At 41.0% G+C, this 16,729-nt stretch carries 13 protein-coding genes; 11 read left to right on the top strand and 2 right to left on the bottom strand.

Features of this window, described 5'->3' with window-relative positions:
- Positions 1-31 precede the first annotated feature (31 nt).
- From P2W73_RS24390 to P2W73_RS24345, 10 genes are all read left to right on the top strand, one after another.
- Positions 32-1,789 (top strand): hypothetical protein, encoded by a 1,758-nt coding sequence (locus tag P2W73_RS24390; RefSeq protein ID WP_276504720.1) that lies wholly within the window; start codon positions 32-34, stop codon positions 1,787-1,789.
- A 62-nt stretch (positions 1,790-1,851) separates the two neighbouring features.
- Positions 1,852-2,679, top strand: coding sequence for a sialate O-acetylesterase (locus P2W73_RS24385; RefSeq protein ID WP_276504719.1), 828 nt, complete (start codon positions 1,852-1,854; stop codon positions 2,677-2,679).
- Between the two features lie 99 nt (positions 2,680-2,778).
- Positions 2,779-5,118 (top strand): GH92 family glycosyl hydrolase, encoded by a 2,340-nt coding sequence (locus P2W73_RS24380; RefSeq protein WP_276504718.1) that lies wholly within the window; start codon positions 2,779-2,781, stop codon positions 5,116-5,118.
- 47 nt (positions 5,119-5,165) lie between these two features.
- Positions 5,166-7,895 (top strand): glycoside hydrolase family 38 N-terminal domain-containing protein, encoded by a 2,730-nt coding sequence (locus P2W73_RS24375; protein WP_276504717.1) that lies wholly within the window; start codon positions 5,166-5,168, stop codon positions 7,893-7,895.
- On the top strand, positions 7,880-8,458 hold the full coding sequence (locus P2W73_RS24370; RefSeq protein ID WP_338116898.1) for a glycoside hydrolase domain-containing protein: 579 nt from the start codon (positions 7,880-7,882) through the stop codon (positions 8,456-8,458). The genes P2W73_RS24375 and P2W73_RS24370 overlap by 16 nt, the downstream gene beginning before the upstream one ends.
- Positions 8,442-8,747 (top strand): hypothetical protein, encoded by a 306-nt coding sequence (locus P2W73_RS24365; protein ID WP_276504716.1) that lies wholly within the window; start codon positions 8,442-8,444, stop codon positions 8,745-8,747. The genes P2W73_RS24370 and P2W73_RS24365 overlap by 17 nt, the downstream gene beginning before the upstream one ends.
- On the top strand, positions 8,722-9,282 hold the full coding sequence (locus tag P2W73_RS24360; RefSeq protein WP_276504715.1) for an alpha/beta hydrolase: 561 nt from the start codon (positions 8,722-8,724) through the stop codon (positions 9,280-9,282). The genes P2W73_RS24365 and P2W73_RS24360 overlap by 26 nt, the downstream gene beginning before the upstream one ends.
- A gap of 824 nt (positions 9,283-10,106) precedes the next feature.
- Complete coding sequence (locus P2W73_RS24355) at positions 10,107-10,598, top strand: acyl-CoA carboxylase biotin carboxyl carrier protein subunit (RefSeq protein ID WP_276504714.1); 492 nt, start codon at positions 10,107-10,109, stop codon at positions 10,596-10,598.
- 209 nt (positions 10,599-10,807) lie between these two features.
- The gene (gene accC / locus P2W73_RS24350) at positions 10,808-12,286 is read left to right on the top strand and encodes an acetyl-CoA carboxylase biotin carboxylase subunit (protein WP_276504713.1); all 1,479 of its coding nucleotides are present in this window, start codon (positions 10,808-10,810) and stop codon (positions 12,284-12,286) included.
- Between the two features lie 328 nt (positions 12,287-12,614).
- Positions 12,615-14,159, top strand: coding sequence for an acyl-CoA carboxylase subunit beta (locus tag P2W73_RS24345; RefSeq protein ID WP_276504712.1), 1,545 nt, complete (start codon positions 12,615-12,617; stop codon positions 14,157-14,159).
- A 41-nt stretch (positions 14,160-14,200) separates the two neighbouring features.
- Here P2W73_RS24345 and P2W73_RS24340 read toward each other — a convergent pair whose 3' ends face one another.
- Both P2W73_RS24340 and P2W73_RS24335 read right to left on the bottom strand, forming a co-directional pair.
- Positions 14,201-14,473 carry an FMN-binding negative transcriptional regulator gene (locus tag P2W73_RS24340; RefSeq protein ID WP_276504711.1) on the bottom strand — a complete coding sequence of 91 codons (273 nt, stop codon included), beginning with the start codon at positions 14,471-14,473 and terminating at the stop codon, positions 14,201-14,203.
- Between the two features lie 11 nt (positions 14,474-14,484).
- Positions 14,485-14,961, bottom strand: a complete 477-nt coding sequence (locus P2W73_RS24335) for a GNAT family N-acetyltransferase (RefSeq protein ID WP_276504710.1) — start codon at positions 14,959-14,961, stop codon at positions 14,485-14,487.
- A 96-nt stretch (positions 14,962-15,057) separates the two neighbouring features.
- Between P2W73_RS24335 and P2W73_RS24330 the strand changes: the two genes are divergently transcribed.
- A complete protein-coding gene (locus P2W73_RS24330; protein WP_276504709.1) occupies positions 15,058-16,473 on the top strand; it encodes an aminotransferase-like domain-containing protein in 1,416 nt (471 codons plus the stop codon).
- The last annotated feature ends 256 nt before the right edge of the window (positions 16,474-16,729 follow it).

The following is a 16,729-nucleotide window of genomic DNA, read 5'->3' as shown; positions in this document are numbered from 1 at the left end:
TTTTTTATTATTTTCAAAGAGAGTGGTTAATATGAATGCCCGATTCTTACTATTTCTTACACTGTTTATTTTTTCTCTGCCTGCAATTTCGCAAAAGAAAAATGACGGATTTATTTTGGACATGGTGCATCATAATCCCGGTGAAGCATTAACCCAATCTATTTTTAATGATCCGAAAGTATTGGCTGAACAAGGTTATACCGGGCAGGTGATGAATGATTTCACTTTTGCTCATGCTGCAATTACATTTAAGAAGCTTAACCCTTCCATCTTTCCGGAGGGATCAAAAGAATTGCAATGGGTAATGAATGCTGCAGAGCGGGTAAAAAAGAATATTAAAGCGGCTCATGCTGCAGGTATCAAAGTATATTATTTCACAGATATTATTGTGTTGCCGAAAAAACTGGTAGAACTATATCGCAGTGAAATATGTGACAGTCTTGGCCGCATATCATTTGAACGTCCTCGCACATTGGAGATCCATCAAGTGATGTTGGATGAATTGTTTGAAACTTTTCCCGATCTTGATGGATTGATGATCCGCACCGGCGAGACTTACACAAACAATGTACCTTATCATACAGGCAATAATCCCATTACCAATAAAGAGCAAAGTCATATCAAACTGATTAACCTGTTAAGGGATGAAGTGTGTGTGAAAAGAAACAAAACAATATTCTATCGCACCTGGTCATTTGGTGGTATGCATGAGAGTCCGGAGTATTACCTGAATGTAACCAACAAAATCACTCCACATCCACAACTCATCTTTTCTATCAAACACACAAAGGGCGATTACCTTAGAACCTTTGGTTTCAATCCTACTTTATCTCTCGGTCATCATCCGCAAATAGTGGAAGTGCAATGCCAGCGTGAGTACGAAGGAAAAGGAGCATATCCTAATTATGTAATGAACGGGGTTATCAAAGGTTTTGAAGAATATGAAACCAATACACCGCAAAAAGGATATAAGAGTTTAAATGATATTAAAAAGAGCCCCAACTTTAAAGGTGTGTGGAGCTGGAGCCGTGGTGGTGGTTGGGTTGGTCCTTACATCAGCAACGAATTTTGGTGCAAGCTCAATGCATATGTAATTGGTCATTGGGCAATGAATACAACGCAAACTGAAGAAGAAGTATTTAACCAGTTTATGAATGAGAATGGCATCAAAGGCGCTTCACGTAAAAGGTTTCGTGAATTGTGTTTGCTTTCGGCCAAAGCGGTGTTGCGGGGGCATTACAGCAGTGCATTGCCTTTTGATAACAGTTGGGTATGGTGGATGAGAGATGAGTTGTTGGCTGGCATTGATTCTATTCCCGAGTTGGATAAGTTTAGTTCTGAAGGGCCTCTGTATCGAGCATTTTCCAGTTACTATAAGCAAGGTTTGTTACAGAAAGCCGTTGCAGAAAAATATGAAGCGGTAAACATTTGGCAGAAGGTAGAAGCGTTAAGCCGAAAGATAGTCATCAGCAATAAAGCTGATGAAACCTACCTCAGAGTATCTTCTCAATATGGATTACTATTACATAAGATCATTGCTGAAGGATGGAATATTATGGCGCTGGGTTTTGAAGGCGATAAAACGGGTATATACAATAAAGCAAAACTCAAAGCTTCCATTAAAAAATATGATCACTATTGGGAGCAGTATGAAGCGTTGAAAAATAATAATGTTTCCTGTGCTACATTATATAGGCCTTATGCTTTTGTTTATAAGGGGCCAACATATCATTTAACAAAAGGTATGGGTGCTTCAGTAAACAAATACCGGGCATTGCTGACGAAATAATAAAATCAAACAACGTATCACTCAAATTATATATTATTCGTTTACGTGAAATAATAAAAAACATGAGTAGAGTATTTTTGATCAGCCTTCTTAGTTTATTTCTTAGCCATGCAAATGCACAGTTGCAGACTGAGCCGGCTGATACAGGTGCAGTAAGAGAAGTGAGTCTTTCCCATCTTCAACAAGATGGAAAAACAATGATTGCTTTAACCTTTGGACAGTCGAACGCTGGTAATTACGGACAGCGTGCATATACGCCACGCAATGCCAACGTGTACAATTATTACAAAGGCAAACTGTATACAGCAAAAGATCCTTTGTTTGGTGCTACAAGAAGTGTTGGAGGCGGATCTGTGTGGTCGCAATTAGGTGACATGTTGATCGATAGCGGTCTTTATTCCAAAGTGATCATTATACCTATAGCTGTTGGCGGATCATCTATTGAAAGATGGGCAACTGGTGATTGCTTTGATAAACTGCAACAAACATTAAACTATTTAGATAGCCAGCACATACGCCTTACACATATTTTCTGGCACCAGGGTGAAACAGATAATATTTTAAACACCAGTACTGCAAAGTACAAGGAACAACTGGGAGCTATTTTGCAAACAATTCGCAAAACGCAATCCGCAGATCTGTATATAAGCCTGGCATCATTCTATTCTGGTTCCGTTACGAAGCCTTTGGGTATTGACAGCGCTATCAGAAAAGCTCAGCAGGAATTTATCAATGAAAATAAAACAGTACTTGAAGGCCCCGATACCGATACGCTAATTCATGCTATTCATCGATATGATAGTGTGCATTTTTCCGATTTCGGTATAAAAGCCTTTGCAAGATTGTGGTTGCAGGCTATTAAAAAAAAGAATGAAAAATGTCATCTTTAGGAACCAGACAATAAGTAATTCACTTAGTGACAAGTTTAGGTTCAGTTTATTTAGTTTGTAAGAATTACGTTTTAACTGTTGAAGAAATAAGTATCGTTTATGAAGGTTTTTTTGTCGTGCATATTTTTATTCTTGTTTACGCAAGTCTTCAGTCAACAGCCTGCCGACCTTGCTAATCCTTTAGTAGCAACTACAAAACCACGCTACGATTTTTTTGCAGCTGCTTCTCTGCCTTATGGCATGGTGTCTTTAAATCCCGATACCCATCATGGTGATTTGTGGAATGCAGGTTATCGTTATAATGATGAATATATTTTCAACTTCAGCCATATTCATAACACGCAAACGGCAGGAATTCCGATAATGCCTGTTGTGGGAGAATGCAAAGCACTGCAGGGTTTGAATGCATCAAAATCGAAATTTAGTCATGAAGGAGAAATTGCTAAACCCGGCTATCATAAATTGATGCTTCCTGATTATGGCATTACTGCAGAGTTAACTGCATCAGAACGTGCCGGCTTTCATCGTTATACTTTTCCTGCAGCCAAGGAAGCACACATCATTATGGACCTTACTGCAGCATTAGGGCCTGTGGAAATGGAAAAAGGATTTGCAAAAAAAATAAGTGATACTGAAATAGAAGGTTACTCTGTAAATGCACCCACTTTCAGAAGAAAGAAAAAGTGCACGGTTTACTTTTATGCAAAGTTCAGTAAGCCCTTCCACAAAATAAATTTCTGGAAAGCCACGTCAGCAAAAGGGGATGCAAAAGAATTGGTGAAAGACGAACTGATCGATGACCGCAAAGCGGGTGTATATGCCAGCTACTACAATCTCAAAGAAGGTGAGCAAATTATGATGCAGGTAGGGATTTCATTTGTAAGTATGGAAAATGCGAAGATGAATCTCGATAAAGAATTGCCCGACTGGAATTTTGAAGGAGCTGTTGCGAAAGCAAAAAAATCATGGAACGATTACCTGGGCAGAATAGAAGTGAAGGGCGGAACGCATAAGCAACAGGTAAAGTTTTATACCGATTTGATGCATACAGCTATTGGCCGACGAATCACTGAAGATGTAAACGGTGCTTATACTGATAATACAGGACCAACACCCGTTGTAAGATATGTACCGCTGAAATCAAACGGCAAACCGTCGTATCATTTTCTTGATGCCGATGGTTTATGGGGAACGCATTGGAACCTCAATATTCTTTGGTCGATGGTATATCCTGAATACGGGAATGACCTGGCATCGACTTTTCTTGCCTATTATCAAAATAGCGGCATCATGGGCCGAACCTCGTGGGGTGGACAGGAATGTTGGGTGATGGTGGGCGATCACACAACACCGTTACTGGCTGCATTGCTTCAAACCAACCGGGCAACATTTGATAAAGAACTTGCTTTTAAAGGGGCTTATAAAAATGCATTTCCGGGAGGAACAAGAGACAGGGGTGGTTATGAAGCAGGTCCATCACCCCAAGGCGGTGGTATCGACTGGTATTTGAAATATGGTTATGTACCTATTGAAATAAAAGACAGGGGTGATGGCTACAACCGTGGTGGTGCTTCTATGACATTGGAATATGCTTACCAGGATTGGTGTATCGCCAATATGGCTTCACTTCTGAATAAGAAAAAATATTACCCTGAGTTTATGCAAAGGGCCGGTTACTGGAAAAATATTTTCGATACATCCATTCGATACGCAAGACCCAAAGACAGCTTGGGCCACTGGCTTACTCCCTTTGAGGCTGTTGGTACTAAACGAGGCGCTAATCATGCTACGCCAGGCTTTATTGAATCGAATGGATCCATCTACAGCTATTATGCTCCGCAAGATGTGAAAGGCTTAATCAAAGCAATGGGAGGCAATGATGTTTTTGTAAAAAGATTGAATGCCGATTTTGAAAGTGCAGTTAGCAGTGGGTTTGCAGCGGAGCATGGCGAGCATTACGCTGCCCGTGTTGATTACGATAATCAGCCCGGTTGTCATATGGGCCACTTGTTCAGCCATGCAAATGCACCCTGGCTTACGCAGTATTGGATTCGCCAGGTAAAAGAAGCCACGTTTGGTGATACCACTTTTTATGCAGGTTATCGTGGCGATGAAGACCAGGGCCAAATGGGCGCATTAAGTACATTAATGTCAGTTGGATTATTTGATGTACAAGGTTTAGCTGATACAAACCCTACACTTGAAATTACTTCACCCATCTTCGATAAGATTGTGTTTCATCTGCCCGGCAAAAAAACATTTGTGATACAAACTTCATCGCCTGCAGGTAAGGATAATACGTATATTCAATCGGTGTCTTTGAACGGCAAGAACTGGAACAGTTTTGAACTTCCGTTTAAACTGTTTGCGAACGGCGGCTCTATGAAAATAAAATTGGGTGCTGAACCCAATAAAACATGGGGATTGAAGAAACAGTAAATCGGTTTTAAAAGAGATATCAAATAAGTTGTAAGATGATTGTTGCTATGAAAAGAATAAAATTAGTTTTCCTCTTAATGCTTCCTGCGCTATTGCAGGCACAGATTGCTGCTACCGATGCAGGTAATGGAAACGCCAGTAATAAGGTTACAGATATCGTCATCGCTTTCAAAATGCATGTCGATATTGGTTATACCGATTGGGCGGAAGGGGTATTGCAAAAGTATGCCGGTCCTATGCTCGATAAAACACTGGCTTCTATTGATCAAACAGCTTCGTTGCCAAAGAACGAACAGTTTGTATGGACCATTCCCGCATGGCCTTTGCAATACATGCTTGACAACTGTTCTCCGGAGAATAAACCAAGATTAGAAAAGGCCATTAAGGACGGACGTATTGTGGCGCATGCGATGCCTTTTACTGTAGAAACAGAATCAAGCGATATGGAGAACCTTACCCGTGGGCTTTCCTTTGCCGATAATATCAATCGTCGTTATGGACTAAAGCCTGCCCGTGATGCCAAGTTTACCGATGTACCCGAGCATTCCTGGATCATCCCCACATTGCTAAAAAACTCAGGCGTGGATATCCTGCACATTGGCTGCAATTCTGGTTCCTCATCACCCGATGTGCCTACTTTATTTTGGTGGCAGGGCCCCGATGGTTCAAAGCTGCTTACTTTTTACTGGGCACAGTATTATGGCTCCGGCATTTTGCCTCCCAAAGACTGGCCGCACAAAACCTGGCTGGCCATGATTCACACGCACGAAAACACGGGCGCACCCGATCCGAAAGAAGTAGCCGCTTTGATAAAAGAAGCTCGTGAGAAAATGCCCAATGCACGCATTCATATTGGCAGGATCTCTGATTTCTATGATTTGCTGATGAAAGAAAAACCTCAGTTGCCCACCGTTAAAGGCGATATGCCCGATACCTGGATACATGGCTTTATGTCGATGCCTGAAGAAGTGAAGACCAATAAAGTTTTTCAACGTGAAGCGTATGTGACAGAGCAACTGAATACCCAAATGAACGTATGGAAGAATAAAAATGTTTCGATTGATAAATATGTGAATAAAGCAACAGAACGCATGTTGCTGTTTGATGAACATACTTTTGGCGCTGCGATTTCACACGGGCACCAGCTTTTTTGGAAGTATGGCAACGAATTCAAGATCAATAAGGCGGAAGGCAATTTTTATTTCCTGGAAAAATCATGGGAAGAGAAATCGGCTTATACAAAACAGGCCGAAAAATTGATATGGCCTTTGAAACGAAATCTTCTTTTTGAACTGACGAAATCAGTAAAAGAGAAGAATCCGCATGTAACCGTGTATAACCCTTTGCCATGGGCGAGGAGCGGGCATGTAACCCTGTTTGAAAGCTATTATGAAAACCCTGCTCACGAAGTACCACCCATCAAAGCATTAAAAGATATTGAAACCGGTAAAATTATCCCGGTTCACCAGGATCATAACCTGCTTTCTTTTGACGCTACCGAAATTCCCGCAGGCGGATATAAAACTTTTGTGGTGGTAGATAACCCGGGCGAAATAGCGTCGACACTTTCAGCCAATGTTCAGAACAATGTGTTAGAGAATAAGTATTTCAAATTAACCATCAATCCTTCAACAGGCACTTTGCAATCGGTATTCGATAAGCAAAACAACCGGGAGCTGGTGGATGCAAAAAGTAAGTACGCTTTTGGTGAGTATGTGTATGAGCAATTAGGAAGAGAGCAGGTGCAAACCTACAACAACACTTATATAAAGCCGAGTGCGGTTGATTGGGCTGGCCAGGAATTTATCAGGCTGCCAAAGCAACTGTCTAATCAAAATACCATTCGCTACAACGGCCGATGCAGTAAAATTGAGTGGCTGAATAATAGCAGTTTGATACGTGCCACGGCTATGTGCCAGTTAAATGACAGCTCTGCACAACAATACCTGGTAAGCTATACGCTCTACGAAAATCAGCCTTATATTGAAATTACAGTGGGCCTTGATGGCAAGAAACCTGTAGCCAATCCCGAAGCCGGATGGATGGCTTTCCCTTTTGCTTTGGATAAACCTGAGTATCGTTTGTTGCGTATCGGCGGCATTGTTGATCCGCAAAAAGATTTGGTGAACAAAACCAATCATGATTTTTATTTTCTAAACACCGCCATGGCTATGTACGATCAAACAGGTGGTATTGGTTTAAACTGTCCGCATACACCTGGCGTAAGCATCGATCAGCCAGGCATTGGGGTGTACAACAAAACAAGAACGCTGACTACCGGTACGGTGTTATCGAATTTATTCAACAACGCATGGGGCACCAATTTCACAGAGTGGATTGAGGGATCGCATGCGGCAAAGTTTTACATCTGGAGTTACAAAAATTACGATGCAGCTGCCAGCCTTATTACGCCTGCTGAAGAAACACGTACAGCATTGAGTGCTGCATTTTGGGCGCCCACCGACCTAGCTTATGCGCATAAATATGAAGCGAGTGGTGAATTGCCGAATATGCAAACCGGCCTTACACTGAATCGCAAGGGTGTACTGGTTACTTCATTTAACAAAAACGGCAATAACGCAATCGTTCGTTTCTGGGAACAAGCTGGTAATGAAGGAAAATGTACAGCAACGCTTCCTGCAAACGCTTCATTCAAAAAAGCATACCTGTGTAACCTGAGAGGCGAACAAATGGATAAAATTGGAATCCCCATTGTCAATAACAGTTTTTCATTTGAAATTGGAGCCAACCAGCCAAGAACATTTATGTTGAAATAAATCAACCAGATCATTGTCATAACAATTGCCATATTCGAGCATTAGTATTTGCTTTTATTACATCATTTCTTAACCATGCAAATGCACAGCTGCAAACAGAACCTGCTGATACCGGTGCAGAAAGAGAGGTCAGAATTTCCAATCTTCAGCAGAATGTTGGCGATTATTATTGGATTCGGCAGGTAAATGAAACAACCTTTAGTGATACAACTTTTTTTGCAGGTTATTGTGGCGATGAAGAACAGGGACAGATGGGGGTATTAAGCACATTAATGGCGGTTGGATTATTTGATGTACAGGGTTTGGCCGATACCAATCCGACACTTGAAATTACTTCGCCCAGCTTCGATAAGATCAGGTTTCACATGCCCCGAAAAAAAACATTTGTGATACAAACCACATCGCCTGCAGGAAAGGATAACACGTACATACAATCGGCAACATTAAACGGAAAGAACTGGAACAGTTTTGAGCTGACATTTAAAACGTTTGCCAACGGTGGCTCTTTGAATATTAAACTTGGCCCTCAGCCCAACAAAACATGCGGTGCTAAAAAATTATGAAAAAACGGTTCTCATTTTTATTTATTCTTTTGTTGTTTCTCTCGTGTTTTCACTAGTGAAGCATGAGTCTTCGTCTTTGCCTTTTGCATTTATCCGCAAAGATAAATGGAAAGGTTTTGAACGCATTCATTTTACTGTTGCTGATCATAACGCTTACTACGTACAACCAAAACAGACATTGGAGGGCAAGCCCTGGGTTTGGCGTGCATCGTTCCCTGATTGGCATACCGAGATGGATAGCCTGCTGCTGGCTAAAGGCTTTCATGTTTTTTTTTGTAAATACGGATAACCAGTACGGCAGTCCCTATGCCATGCAGGTGTGGGATAAATGCTATGCTTATCTAACAGATAGTTTATTCTTTGCATCAAAAGTGGCGTTGGAAGGAGTGAGCCGTGGTGGTTTGTATGTATTTGAATGGGCTAAAAGAAATCCCGCTAAAGTAACCTGTATTTATAATGAGGCGCCGGTTTGCGATATTAACAGTTGGCCTGCCGGTAAGGGAAAAGGCAAAGGCAAAGGCAAAGGCGATTCGGCAACATGGAAGCAATGCAAGGAAGTATTAAAGCTTACAGATGAAACGGCTGCCGGCTACAATGATATTCCGCTGAAAGATTTGGAAGGTCTTGCATCATTTAAAGTGCCGGTATTGCATGTGATCTCAAACAATGACAGTGTAGTGCCTGCTGATGAAAACACATATCCATTCATTAAAAACTATACAGCCTATGGCGGGCCTGCAACGGTGTATCCCGTAACTGACGGGCCTCAGGATTTATGGGCACATCATTTTTCCTATTACAAAGGCGGAAGAATGTTGTTTTGACCGGAAGGTCATCAAGTTCCCGTGAAAGAACCGACGTAAGACTATCATCAAAATTGTTATCATAAATAAGGCAAACTTCTGTGGTTAAGAGGGTCATAATAAGGTTATCCTCCTTTTCAATTTTAAACAGTTTATACACTTTTACTTTCACATCCACGACCCGATTTATGGGTTCTGTTAGAAAAAAATAAAGCACTGGATTTTGTTTGATCAAAATCTCGGCATCTTTTATATAAGTTCGGAAGTCAGTATAGTGAGTAACCTTCGATTTAATAAATTTTTGCCAAGGGATGATGCTATTACATAATCGCAAAGGTAGAGATCAAATATCTTAGACAACCCTTGGGCTAAGGCGAGAAAAGTGGCTATCTTTATCTGGATTTGCAGTTACTCATAATGAAATGGAAGAGTGAGTGATTCGGTGAGTACAATTCCAGAGATGTTTGTAAGAAATTGATTTTAGTATATGTGCCGGGTTAGGTTCGAGTCCGTCCGGTCCGCTTAAGTCAATCTCAAAACAAACTAAAGGCCTGCAAATCGTTGATATTACAGGTTTTTTTGTTTTTATACTTATCCAAATTGCTCCAATTCTCTCCAAAACCAGTGAGTCATCAATTCACAAAAAATTTACTCATTGGAATGGCTTCAACCTTGCATTATCAAGCTGTTCAATTTCTGTCCGGCCGCGGTACAACAGCCTTCAATCCTGGTTCGCTTTACCGGGGACACTTGTGAATGGTCACATGAACTGTACTAAAATTTGAAATATGGCCTTTTTCTAATTCAATTTCCAGATTACTTAATTTAGAGTACAAACCTGGTATATGCCTGATGACGTTAAAACGTACAAAGTAAAAACAAACAGGTTCTTATTTTCTTTTACAAAAGATGAAATAGAGAAGGTAGACCTGGTTGCACTATCTCCAATAGCATTCAATCTTATAAAAGATCAGCGCTGTAGTAATGCAAAGCTGCTTGAAGCCAATGCAACAGCTAAAAGACTAACCATTGAAATAGAAGGGGAAACATTCGACATTGAAATAAAAGATGAGCTTGACCAGGTGCTGGAACAAATGGGTTTTGGCAAAGCAAGTAATAAACAAGTGAAAGAGATTAAAGCACCCATGCCGGGGCTGGTATTGGAAATTGCCGTAAGTGATGGACAGGAAGTAAGGGAAGGCGATAAACTTTTAATACTCGAAGCCATGAAGATGGAGAACAGTATTATGATCCAAACCAATGCCATCATCAAAAAAGTATCGGTATCTGCCGGGCAGGCTGTTGAGAAAGGCCAGGTGCTGGTAGAACTGGAATAAATCACGGATTAATGGATTGATACAAGAATTACACGGATTTTGCAGTGAGCTATGAGCTGCGAGACTGATAGTTCGATAACTAATTAAAGTCTCGAAGCTCGATCCGGCACGGCGGACGTGGCTTTTTTAAAGCGACATTTTGAACTTAACAGAACACTAGTCCGTCATATCATTTTATCCGTGTTTCATTTACTAAAAATTAAAAATGCATGCAGAAAATAGTAGTTGCCAACCGTGGGGAGATTGCTTTAAGGATCATGCGAACGATACGGAAGATGGGTATCAAATCCGTGGCGATATTTTCCGAAGTTGATCGCAATGCACCGCATGTGTTATTTGCCAATGAGGCTGTCTGTATCGGGCCTGCACCTTCCAATCAATCATATCTTAATGGTGATAAGATAATTGCAATTGCCAAAGAGTTGAGTGCAGACGGCATTCACCCCGGCTACGGTTTCCTGAGTGAGAATGCGGAGTTCGCCAGGAAAGTAGAAGAGGCCGGTATCAATTTTATCGGGCCCGGCCCCGAAGCTATGCAGATAATGGGCTCGAAACTGGCTGCTAAAGAATCGGTGAGAAAATATAATGTCCCAATGGTGCCGGGTATTGATAAAGCGATTGAAGATATTACCATTGCGAAAGAAGTGGCAGGCAAAATAGGGTATCCAATTTTAATAAAAGCATCTGCGGGCGGTGGTGGCAAAGGAATGAGAGTGGTGGAAAAAGAAAACGAGTTGGAAGAGCAGATGCAAAGGGCCATCAGTGAAGCAAGATCATCTTTTGGCGATGGTGCTGTGTTTATTGAAAAATATGTGAACTCGCCACGGCATATAGAGATACAGGTGTTGGCGGATAAACATGGCAATACTGTTCACTTGTTTGAACGGGAATGCAGTATACAACGGCGCCACCAGAAAGTGGTGGAAGAATCTCCTTCCTCCATTCTGACTCCTGAACTTCGAAAAAAAATGGGAGAAGCAGCCGTGATGGTTGCCAAATCCTGTAACTATACCAGCACAGGCACCGTAGAGTTCTTGCTGGATGATGAGCTTAACTTTTATTTTTTGGAAATGAATACCCGGCTGCAGGTTGAACATCCCGTTACCGAAATGATAACAGGCATTGACCTGGTGGAAGAACAAATAAAAATAGCAAGAGGGGACAAGTTAAGTTTCGCACAGGATGATATTGTTATCAATGGTCATGCTCTTGAATTGCGGGTGTATGCTGAAGATCCGCTGAATGATTTTTTACCTTCTATCGGCACATTGACCAAATATATAAAACCTGGTGGCGAAGGAATAAGAATAGATGATGGTTACACGGAAGGCATGACCATTCCTGTGTATTACGACCCGATGATCGCCAAGCTGGTGACACATGCAAAAGACAGGAATGAGGCCATTCAAAAAATGAAAGCGGCTATTAAGGAATATAAAATTGAAGGCATAGCCACTACATTGCCCTTCGGTAATTTTGTTTTTGAGCATGCAGCTTTTGTATCCGGGAAATTTGATACACATTTTGTAAAAAAATATTATACACCGGAAAAACTGTTAGACAAACAAAGGGCCAATGCCGAACTGGCGTCCATCATTGCATTGAAATATTTTTTTGATCAACAAAAAAAAATAAAACCTGTTGAATCCGTTTTTACCAACTGGAAAAACCGGCTTTTGGAAAAATAATTTAGAATAATTTATTTAAGCCGCAGTATAGTATTGGGGAATGGCCTCGGAAAAAATGCGTTAAGAAAATTTACCTGGAAGGCGTAAAAATGAAATAAGTATTCTATCGGTTGACCATATTCTTAGCTTGTTGTCGTACTGATGTCCGGCTTTGCATGATCGCTTGAACTATTTCATTTTAGCCTGAGAGGGAAATTTTTAGCATTTTTTACGAAGCCTTGACTTTTTTTGTTACTTTTTTGTGTCAAGACAAAAAAGTAAATAAGATATTCAGGACTTATTTGACTTTGCGGTTTAATTTAATTACCCTGAAATAATTATACGATTCATGAAAAAAGCTAAGTCAGAAATATTACGGAAAAAGATTGAGGAGGGAAAACAGGGTGGAGGTGCGGCAAGAAATGCTGCGCAGCATAAAAAAGGAAAATTGACTGCCAGGGCGCGTATTACACTTCTAATGGATCCTGGATCCTTTGAAGAGATTGGCGCCCTGGTGCTTCATCGTACCAAAGATTTCGGGATGGAAGACCAACAGTTTTATGGCGATGGTGTTGTTACCGGTTATGGTACTATCAATGGACGACTCGCTTATGTGTTTGCACAGGACTTTACCGTGTTCGGTGGCGCACTGTCTGAAACGCATGCGGAAAAAATATGTAAGGTAATGGATCTTGCTATGAAGGTGGGTGCACCTATGATCGGGTTGAATGATTCAGGCGGCGCAAGAATACAGGAAGGTGTAAGATCACTGGGAGGCTATGCGGATATCTTTTACAGGAATGTGTTGTCTTCCGGTGTTATTCCGCAGCTGTCGGCTATCATGGGGCCCTGTGCCGGCGGTGCAGTGTACTCACCTGCTATGACTGATTTCACCTTGATGGTTGAGCATACCAGTTATATGTTCGTTACCGGGCCTAATGTGGTGAAAACAGTTACCAATGAAGAAGTAAGCTCGGAAGAACTCGGTGGAGCTTTTGCACATTCTTCTAAATCCGGCGTTACACACCTGACGGCGGCCAACGATATGGAGTGCATTGCAAAGGTAAAAAAACTATTAAGCTACCTGCCGCAAAACTGCGAGGACACTACACCCAAATTTCCATATGTACCGGGAAATGAAACAAGGGAGTCATTGGAAGAGATCATTCCCGAAAGTAATAACCAACCTTATGATATGCGATCAGTGATAGAAACGATTTGTGATGACGAATCATTTTTTGAGATACATAAAGAGTATGCGACAAATATCGTGGTTGGCTTTGCACGACTGGCGGGCCGGAGTATTGGCATCGTGGCCAATCAACCCATGAGCCTGGCCGGTGTGCTGGATATTAACAGCTCAAAAAAAGCGGCAAGGTTTACCCGCTTTTGTGATTGTTTCAATATTCCTTTATTGGTATTGGTGGATGTGCCGGGTTTTTTGCCGGGTACCGACCAGGAATGGAATGGCATTATTACCAATGGTGCAAAACTACTATATGCATTAAGCGAGGCCACCGTTCCCCGTATCACCGTTATTACAAGAAAAGCATACGGCGGCGCTTATGATGTGATGAATTCAAAACATATCGGAGCTGATATGAATTTCGCCTGGCCCACAGCGGAAATAGCCGTAATGGGAGCGAAGGGGGCCAGTGAGATTATTTTCAAAAAAGAAATCGCCGAAGCGGCTGATCCGATTCAAAAACTTGCGGAGAAAGAAGCGGAGTATGGGGAAAAATTCGCCACTCCTTACCTGGCTGCAGAAAGAGGTTTTATTGATGAAGTAATAGAACCAAAAGAAACACGAATAAAACTGATCAAGGCATTTGCCATGCTGGAGAATAAAGTGGCTAAACTACCCAGGAAGAAGCATGGGAATATTCCTTTGTGAAAAACTATTGTGCTGTGTTAAAATCAATGTGGCAAAATTTTTTATGAACTGGATTGCAGGAAAGAAACTGAAAGTGAGACCAGGTTTAAACTGCCATCACGATAAGGTGGGAATTTGATTATAAAGAAATACCCAATAATTGCAAGGTGGGCATTTAACAGCAATTTCCCTGAACTGTAATCGATAACAAAAGGCAGTCGGGTGGCTATAGGAATTTTGTCTTTACAGGTTACCATGGTGGCAAAACTGTACCTTTTCATAAAGGCGATTTTATCTGCCAGATTCTCAAATTTGAACGCATTGGGTATAAACATTGGATATGGTTTTAAACAGGCTGATTATCTATTGAGGCCTGAGAAGTTTCTTTTTCTTCCTTATACTGTAAATGAATATTGGGGTTATATATTTCCAGTATATAGGAAGGGTTAGTAAGTTCCTTAAACTGAAATTGACGATATAAACCATGTGCATCACTTGTATTCAGCATCTTCCTTCTTAAACGCTTAGACCAGGGCTGCTCCAATATATAGGATATCATTTTTTTAGAAATACCTTTTCCCCGATATCCTGGTAACACAAAAAAATCAGCGAACCACCCGAAAGTGTAATAATCGGTTATCACCCGACCAAAGCCAACCTGCTCGTCATTTACAAAAGCACCGATACAAAAAGAATGAGACAACGAATGATCTATGAGCGCATAAGAAATGTCTTTAGCCCAATAGGAATCTTCACTTAAGAAACGATGTATCATTTTCACATCCATATTCTCTTTACCTGTTTTAATGATTACTTCTGACATATGTATTTGTATTTTTTTTGCAAAACTAGATAAGGCTTTTCGATGAACACAGTCGCAGTTTTTATTTATTTTGATGGACACAGTTATCTTTAGGGTATGAAGAATGACTATCTGTATGTTGAAATATCAAACAACATTGCAAAACTGATCAGAAGCGGAGTATTGAAAGAAGGCGACCGCCTGCCTTCGGTTAGAATGTTATGTCAGGAACACGGGATTAGTATGAACACTGCTAAAAGGGTATTCGTGGAACTGGAAGCTCAATCACTCATTGAGACAAAACCACAATCGGGATATTTTGTAAGTAGGTTATCTTATCAAAGGCTCCCACTCCCGGAAGTAAGCAAGCCGCCACAAGTTAGTAATAGTAAGGAACCAGCAGAATTAATCAGCAAGGTCTATGCTAATATGGGCAAGAATGACCTTATGCTTTTTTCAATTGGAGTACCTTCCAATGAATTGTTGCCCTTAGCAAAATTGAATAAGGAAATGATACATGCTACCCGGGAACTGAAAGGAAGTGGTACAGAATATGAACAGTTGCAGGGCAATGAAAAATTGAGAAGAATGATTGCTGCCCGTTCCTTATCCTGCGGGTTAACGCTCTCAGAAAATGACATGGTAACTACTGCAGGAGGTATGAATGCTTTATCCTTTTGCATGATGGCTTTGGCAAAACCCGGGGATACTATTGCTATGGAAAGCCCGTGTTATCCCGGCATCTTACAACTGGCTTTAAGTTTGGGGCTAAAAGTACTTGAGCTCCCTACACATCCAACCACGGGTATTGAAATAGAAGCCCTGAAGAAAGTAATACCTAAGATCAACCTTTGCTTACTCGTACCAAACTTCAATACTCCTTTGGGCAGTTGTATGCCCGATGAACAAAAAAAAGAAGTCGTGACGCTTTTGTCGAAGCATGGTATTCCACTGATAGAGGATGATATATACGGTGATCTTTACTTTGGAACTCAACGTCCAAAATGTTGCAAGGCTTTTGATAAAGAGGGAACAGTTTTATTATGCAGCTCTATTTCCAAAACACTGGCACCGGGCTATCGGGTAGGATGGGTAGCACCAGGCAAATACAGGGAACAAATCTTAAAACTAAAACTCGTTCATGCCATATCTTGCCCCACTATAACGCAAGAGGCAGTAGCCAACTTCCTGAAAAGCGGTCGCTATGAAAATCATCTTCGCAAACTGAGGCAAACACTTCGAAGCAATTACCAGCATTATATAGATGCGATAGCAGAATATTTTCCGGAAGGCACTAAAACAAGCAGACCCCAAGGTGGGCTTGCCTTATGGGTGGAGTTTAACGGAAAAGTAAATACTACAGAACTGTTTGATATAGCAATGAAACATAAAATAAGCATAGCTCCGGGAAGGATGTTTACTTTACAAAATCAATTTGAAAATTGCATGAGGCTTTCTATCGGCTTACCCTGGTCGAAAGAAGTGCAGCTTAAATTAAAAATACTCGGCAGATTGGCTGCATCTATGCAATAATCTTACCTTATACAATATTAGAATTTCTTATTCGATGGCTTGTAATTTTTGATTTTGGGACTCCTTTTTTTACAAGACGGTTAAGGTTGTAAGATTAGACTTAGAATTTTTAGAAGAGCTAAAAATAGCGGTGAGCCGGCGAAACCATAGATGACTGAAGATGTGCAAGATGCTCTTTGGGGTGAAGTACAACTGGACAAAACAGAATCTGAAATAATATAATTGATTGCTAAGCGGCTTTAGTCTTTATAAATTG

It is taken from the genome of Terrimonas pollutisoli, assembly GCF_029360765.1.
Classification (GTDB): Bacteria; Bacteroidota; Bacteroidia; order Chitinophagales; family Chitinophagaceae; genus Terrimonas_B; species Terrimonas_B pollutisoli.
The sequence above is the reverse complement of the archived record's forward strand: the minus strand, read 5'-3'. Positions and strand labels throughout refer to the sequence as shown.

Coding starts and splice junctions, on each gene's coding strand:
- P2W73_RS24390 (WP_276504720.1), top strand. CDS start 32: ATGAATGCCCGATTCTTACTATTTCTTACACTGTTTATTTTTTCTCTG.
- P2W73_RS24385 (WP_276504719.1), top strand. CDS start 1,852: ATGAGTAGAGTATTTTTGATCAGCCTTCTTAGTTTATTTCTTAGCCAT.
- P2W73_RS24380 (WP_276504718.1), top strand. CDS start 2,779: ATGAAGGTTTTTTTGTCGTGCATATTTTTATTCTTGTTTACGCAAGTC.
- P2W73_RS24375 (WP_276504717.1), top strand. CDS start 5,166: ATGAAAAGAATAAAATTAGTTTTCCTCTTAATGCTTCCTGCGCTATTG.
- P2W73_RS24360 (WP_276504715.1), top strand. CDS start 8,722: ATGTTTTTTTTTGTAAATACGGATAACCAGTACGGCAGTCCCTATGCC.
- P2W73_RS24355 (WP_276504714.1), top strand. CDS start 10,107: ATGCCTGATGACGTTAAAACGTACAAAGTAAAAACAAACAGGTTCTTA.
- accC (WP_276504713.1), top strand. CDS start 10,808: ATGCAGAAAATAGTAGTTGCCAACCGTGGGGAGATTGCTTTAAGGATC.
- P2W73_RS24345 (WP_276504712.1), top strand. CDS start 12,615: ATGAAAAAAGCTAAGTCAGAAATATTACGGAAAAAGATTGAGGAGGGA.
- P2W73_RS24340 (WP_276504711.1), bottom strand. CDS start 14,473: ATGTTTATACCCAATGCGTTCAAATTTGAGAATCTGGCAGATAAAATC.
- P2W73_RS24335 (WP_276504710.1), bottom strand. CDS start 14,961: ATGTCAGAAGTAATCATTAAAACAGGTAAAGAGAATATGGATGTGAAA.
- P2W73_RS24330 (WP_276504709.1), top strand. CDS start 15,058: ATGAAGAATGACTATCTGTATGTTGAAATATCAAACAACATTGCAAAA.